Annotated in this window: 7 protein-coding genes; 3 read left to right on the forward strand and 4 right to left on the reverse strand. The window is 63.8% G+C overall.

Going from position 1 to position 5,424, the window contains the following annotated elements; genetic code table 11:
• Together glp and A2J03_RS19620 are read right to left on the reverse strand one after the other, a co-directional pair.
• The coding region (glp, locus tag A2J03_RS19615; RefSeq protein WP_068377316.1) for a molybdotransferase-like divisome protein Glp at positions 1-1,116 on the reverse strand (1,116 nt) is incomplete at its 3' end.
• A 24-nt stretch (positions 1,117-1,140) separates the two neighbouring features.
• Complete coding sequence (locus A2J03_RS19620) at positions 1,141-2,124, reverse strand: UTP--glucose-1-phosphate uridylyltransferase (protein ID WP_068377330.1); 984 nt, start codon at positions 2,122-2,124, stop codon at positions 1,141-1,143.
• A gap of 106 nt (positions 2,125-2,230) precedes the next feature.
• On the opposite strand from A2J03_RS19620, the gene A2J03_RS19625 reads away from it, so the two are divergent.
• The 3 genes from A2J03_RS19625 to A2J03_RS19635 all read left to right on the forward strand — a co-directional run bounded on the left by A2J03_RS19625 (position 2,231) and on the right by A2J03_RS19635 (position 3,985).
• A complete protein-coding gene (locus A2J03_RS19625; protein WP_082897954.1) occupies positions 2,231-2,800 on the forward strand; it encodes a 5-formyltetrahydrofolate cyclo-ligase in 570 nt (189 codons plus the stop codon).
• Between the two features lie 89 nt (positions 2,801-2,889).
• Positions 2,890-3,219, forward strand: a complete 330-nt coding sequence (locus A2J03_RS19630) for an FmdB family zinc ribbon protein (RefSeq protein ID WP_068377319.1) — start codon at positions 2,890-2,892, stop codon at positions 3,217-3,219.
• A 94-nt stretch (positions 3,220-3,313) separates the two neighbouring features.
• Positions 3,314-3,985: an SAF domain-containing protein gene (locus A2J03_RS19635; RefSeq protein WP_068377322.1), complete on the forward strand. Its 672-nt coding sequence runs from the start codon at positions 3,314-3,316 to the stop codon at positions 3,983-3,985.
• On the opposite strand, the gene A2J03_RS19640 is transcribed toward A2J03_RS19635, so the two are convergent.
• Positions 3,982-4,497: a hypothetical protein gene (locus tag A2J03_RS19640; RefSeq protein ID WP_068377325.1), complete on the reverse strand. Its 516-nt coding sequence runs from the start codon at positions 4,495-4,497 to the stop codon at positions 3,982-3,984. The genes A2J03_RS19635 and A2J03_RS19640 overlap by 4 nt on opposite strands.
• 80 nt (positions 4,498-4,577) lie before the next feature.
• Positions 4,578-5,300: an MspA family porin gene (locus A2J03_RS19645; RefSeq protein WP_082897953.1), complete on the reverse strand. Its 723-nt coding sequence runs from the start codon at positions 5,298-5,300 to the stop codon at positions 4,578-4,580.
• Positions 5,301-5,424: the final 124 nt, after the last annotated feature.

Genomic DNA, 5,424 nt, shown 5'->3' on the forward strand with positions numbered 1-5,424 from the left:
TTGGACGAGGTACTCCCCCGTCTCCTCGTCGCGCATCAGCTGACCGCGAAGGAACCCCTTGCGGTCTTCGATCGAGGTGATGGGCGCGACGGTTCGTGCGGTCACGGTTCGGCGCATGGGCTGACGCCGCCCGAGCGCAATACGGATCAACGGACGAACCATGACCTCGAACACGACGAGTGCGCTGACCGGATTGGCCGGCAGGAGAAACGTAGGCACTTCGTCGCGGCCGAGCTGACCGAACCCCTGAACCGAACCGGGGTGCATGGCGACGCGCTCGACTTCGAGTTCGCCGAGGTCCGAGAGTGCTTCGCGCACACTGTCGGACGCCCCGCCGCCGACCGCGCCCGCGATGACGACGATCTCCGAACGGATCAGCTGACCTTCGACGACCTCGCGCAGACGCTTGGGATCGGTGCTGACTATTCCAACGCGGTTGACGTCCGCACCTGCGTCGCGAGCCGCGGCGGCCAGCGAATAGGAGTTGACGTCGTAGACCTGCCCTGGGCCGGGTGTGCGGTCGGTGTCGACCAGTTCCCCGCCGACGGAGATGACCGACAACCGTGGTCGCGGATGCACCAGCACCTTGTCGCGTCCGACCGCCGCCAGTAGGCCCACCTGCGCGGCTCCGATGATCGTTCCTGCGCGCACGGCGACATCGCCGGGTTGTACGTCGTCACCGATTTTGCGGACGTAGTCGCCCGACCGGACCGGACTGTGGACCTTGACACGGGCGCGTCCGCCGTCGGTGCGCTCCAGCGGTAGGACAGCGTCGGCGAGGGTCGGCAGCGGCGCGCCGGTGTCCACCCGCACGGCCTGCCTCGGCTGCAACCGAATGGGTTGACGCGAGCCAGCGCTGACCTCGCCGACGACGGGCAAGGTCAGTTCGATGCGCTCGTCGTCCTCGTTCCGCAGATCCGAGCCTGCATCGGCCACATCGACACTGCGTACCGCATAGCCGTCGATCGCCGCCTGGTCGAAACCGGGCAGGGGGCGTTCGGTGACGACCTCCTCGGCGCACAACAGACCCTGCGCTTCCGAGATCGCGACCCGAACAGGCCGTGGAGCGACTGCAGCGGCAGTCACCCTGCTCTGCTGATCCTCAACCGAGCGCATCTGGCCCTTCCTCGAAAATCTTCACTACTCGTACGTGGTGAGCTGCGGCGCCCAGTCGTCGCTCAGACGCTCGGTCAGCCACTCACGCAATGACGGACCGTAATCATCACGTTCGAGTGCAAAGTCAACCGCAGCGCGCAGGTATCCCCCGGGATTTCCGAGGTCGTGTCGGGGACCGCGATGTACGACGACGTGAACAGGGTGGCCCTCGGAGATGAGGAGGGCAATGGCGTCGGTGAGCTGAATCTCGCCGCCGGCGCCGGGCTTGGTGCGTCGCAGCGCATCGAAGATCGACCGGTCGAGGAGGTATCGCCCAGCGGCGGCGAACAATGACGGCGCGTCCTCACGCTTCGGCTTCTCGACCATGCCGGTGACCTTGAGGACGTTCGGGTTGACGGCGTCGGGGACTGTTTCCACCTCGAAGACGCCGTATGCGGAGACATTCTCCTCAGGCACCTCGAACGCGCACAGCACTGTTCCCCCGCGCTTGGCGCGGACCCTCGACATCACATCGAGTACACCGCGCGGCAGAACGAGGTCGTCAGGTAGCAGCACTGCGACACAACTCTCGTCGTCGTCGAGAACCTCTTCGGCGCACGCCACTGCGTGTCCCAACCCGAGCGGTTCCTGCTGGACGACGGACTGGACGTCGAGCAGCGCGGGAGCGACCCGGACCTTCTCGAGCATCTTGAGCTTCCCGCTCGCCTCGAGCTTGCTCTCGAGGACGAGGTCCTCGACGAAGTGCGCGACCACGCCGTCCTTGCCGGGCGAAGTCACGATAACGAGACGCTGTGCACCGGAGTCTGCCGCTTCTCCGGCTACCAGTTCGATCCCTGGCGTGTCGACTACCGGAAGCAGTTCTTTCGGGACAGTCTTGGTGGCCGGCAGAAAACGAGTTCCCATACCTGCCGCAGGAACGATGGCAGTCCGAAAGTGCCGAGTCGGCCCGGTCTGGGATTCTGTCGGCCCAGTCTGGGAGTCTGTCGGCTCTGTCGCGGCTTGTGTCATGCTGCCCACCCTATCCATGCTCGCTGCGGATCTACTCCGCGTGTAGTGACGATTCCCTATGATGCTTAAGCTCTTTTGCGTGACGCCCAGTGATTCCGTGACGCCGATCTCCAAGGAGGAGTGGCGTCGCCACGTGCTGACTCGGCGGCGTTCCATCGGCGCCGAGCAGCGGACCGAGGAATCGAAGAAACTCTGTCATGCTGCAGCGGAATCGGCGCGCGGAGCGACAGGGGTGGCGGCATACGTGCCGGTCGGGAGCGAGCCCGGTTCACTCGATCTGCTCGACGCTCTCCGCCGTGAATCCCCCGTGGTCCTGGTGCCGGTGGCTCGAGAACCAGGACCTTTGCACTGGGCAGAGTACACAGGCCGCACGACGCTGCGGGCCGCTCCCTACGGATTGTCGGAGCCCACCGGGCCGGTACTGGACCCGGCGTCGGTGAAGTCGTGTTCCCTCGTGTTCGTTCCCGCTCTCGCAGTGGATTTGCGGGGAATTCGACTGGGCCGGGGCGCCGGGTTCTACGACATGACGCTGGACCTCGTCGATTCGGGCGTACCGATCATTGCAATCGTGCGCGACGAGGAACTCGTCGAGAAACTTCCAGAGGAACCGCACGACCGACGGTCTTCGCATGCACTGACGCCGAACCGGGGCCTGGTCGCACTGAACAGGGAATAGCCTGCCGAATGGCTGCGTTGGCAGTCATGACTGTAGAGTGCTAATGCTCTCTCTCGTCAGAGACAGTGGAACAGCGCGGAGGAACATCGATGCCCACATATTCGTACGCATGCACCGAATGCGACAACAAGTTCGACATCGTGCAGTCGTTCAGCGACGACTCCTTGACCGTGTGCCCGCAGTGCACGGGCAAGCTTCGCAAGCTGTTCAATTCCGTCGGAATCGTGTTCAAGGGCACCGGATTCTACCGGACCGACAGCCGCAGCGGATCGAGCACGGTCAGTGAGAGCTCGGGCGATTCCAAGAGTGAGTCGACGCCGGCCAAGAAGGAGTCGACGACGACGGCCACGTCCTCGACCAGCGAGTCCTCCTCTTCCAGCTCGTCGACTTCGTCGGCGAAGGCCGCAGCATCCTCGTAGTGATTCTCCGGTAGTCCACAGGCCCAGGCGCTATCCACAGCCTGGGCCTGTTTTCATCGGTGGGTGAGGCGGCGGATCGCTAGCTTTGTCTCCCATGCCGCAGACATCCGATCGCCGGGGACACACCCGACTCGACGCCACCCTGCTGGACCGATTCACTTCTCCGCCGAGTTGGGCCAGAACAGTGCTGCTCCGCCGCATCGGAGCGGGTGCCCTCGCCGCGCTCGGGATCGTCGTCCTTGCCCGCGACGCTGTCGCCGAAGACCACGTCCGAATTGTCGTCGCGGCCCGCGACCTCACGCCGGGTGTTCGACTCGATACCGCCGATGTGGAGTACCGGAACTACGACCCGTCGACGGTTCCGGACGGGACGCTGAGCGAGTTCGAGAACGTACTGACACACACCGTCGCTGGGCCGGTGCGCGCCGGAGAACCGCTCACCGATGTACGGCTACTGTCCTCACGGCTCGCGGAATCGGTGATCTCCGAACCCGACGCTCGTGTCGTTCCCGTTCGACTCAGCGACGCAGGCGTGACGGAACTCCTCCGGTCGGGCGATACCGTCGACGTGCTGACCGTCGGAGAAGGTGACGACGATCGGGTTGCGCGTGTTCTGGCGACGAAGGCTGTGGTGGTACTCGTCTCTGCCGAAAGTGCACAGCAACGGAACGCCGATCGCGTAGTTCTGGTGGCCATGTCAGCCGAGGATGCGACGGCTGTTGCCGCCGCGTCTCTGGTCAGCGCGCTGACCGTGACATTCCGCTAGATGCCGGCAGCAAGCCCTGTGTCGTGCTGCTCGGTGGGAGTTTCGTCTTCCACCTGAATCACCGGAGTTTCCAGTCGGCCGACGAATGTCGCGAAGTTGGTGAACACCAGCGCGCCGATCGAATCGGTGAACACCACTCGCAGCCCGAAGATGTCCGCGTCATCGTCATCGACGTGCGACTCTATGAACACATCGCTGTGCAAGACGTCGTCGGATCGCATCGGACGATGCTCGACTACTCGTTGTTCGGACAGACGGAGCACGTAAGAGTCGTAATCTGCGAACACATCGCGGATCACGTGCAGCGCGGCCGAGGTACCGAGGTTGCGGTAGGCCTCGTCGCGGTGCGCGTAGTCCTCCACGTCGGCCTGGGTGGGAAACAGCATCAAGAGCACCGACCGATCGTGCTCGACCAACGGGTCGTGAAACACCGACAGGCGGTGCCGCTTACCCAGCGCGTTCTCGATCCAGTCGCGCGACGGCGCAGCATCTCCTGCTCTGTGACGGCCCATAAAGCCGATAGTATCGCGCCAGCTCACCCAGTACTAACTCTGTGAAGAATCACAGCAAATTTTTCCTACCCGCGGGTAGATCAGCCGATACTGAAGGGCTGTCCCCACAGTGTGACGGTCGAGGAGACTGCATCGTTCTCGATCGTGACGTTCACGTACGAGCGTGCTTCGGCGAATCCGGCGCAGCCCGACACACCGATCGTTTCGTCGGCGTAGGTGAATCCGCCGCCATTGCCCGAGAAGTCGAAGTCGTTCGAACTCTCGGTGGCAACCGTGACGTCGTCGATCTTTGCGTCGGTCTCGTCGGCGACGAGCTTGATGTCGTTCAGCTGCCCCGGCGCGAGATCGAGGTTGACGCCTGCGCCGATGTTGTATTCGTTGGGCTGCGTACGGGTGATTTCCAGGTCCAGAGTCCCGGGCGGAAGGCTGATGGTGTTGCCCTGTCCGAACGACCCTTCGACGCCACCGCTGATGCCGGCCGCGAAATCGACCTGGCAGCCGACAAGGAAGCCCGGTTCGATGGAACCGCCACCGGGATTGGAGGTCTCGACGGTGTAGTTGCCGGTGACCCAGACATTGCGCTGCGTCGGGGTTGCGCCCATGGACGGCGAGATCAAACCGCTCTGACCGAAGCCCTTGACCGTCACGGTCGTGCCGTCGACGAGCGTCTTGGAAATCTCGTTGTCCGCGAGTGGCACGAACGTATCTGCGCTCGCCGCTCCTGCCGACCAGAATCCGATCGCGATGGCACCTACCGCGCCGAGCGCGGCGATCCGAGCCGCAGCAGTCTTGTTGTTCGTCAACGTACTTGTTCCCCTCGTAAGGTCCTGCGAAGTCATGTGAGGTCGGCGCTGATTCAGCCGAGGCTGAACGGCTGGCCGTACAACGTGCCCTTGTAGCGGTAATCACCGGTGAGCTCGAGCGTCG

The organism is Rhodococcus sp. EPR-157 (assembly GCF_001647195.1).
Lineage (GTDB): Bacteria > Actinomycetota > Actinomycetes > Mycobacteriales > Mycobacteriaceae > Rhodococcoides.

Bases quoted from the DNA above. Each gene is read 5' to 3' on its own strand.
- A2J03_RS19620 (WP_068377330.1), bottom strand. From the start codon at position 2,124: ATGACACAAGCCGCGACAGAGCCGACAGACTCCCAGACTGGGCCGACA.
- A2J03_RS19630 (WP_068377319.1), top strand. From the start codon at position 2,890: ATGCCCACATATTCGTACGCATGCACCGAATGCGACAACAAGTTCGAC.
- A2J03_RS19640 (WP_068377325.1), bottom strand. From the start codon at position 4,497: ATGGGCCGTCACAGAGCAGGAGATGCTGCGCCGTCGCGCGACTGGATC.
- A2J03_RS19635 (WP_068377322.1), top strand. From the start codon at position 3,314: ATGCCGCAGACATCCGATCGCCGGGGACACACCCGACTCGACGCCACC.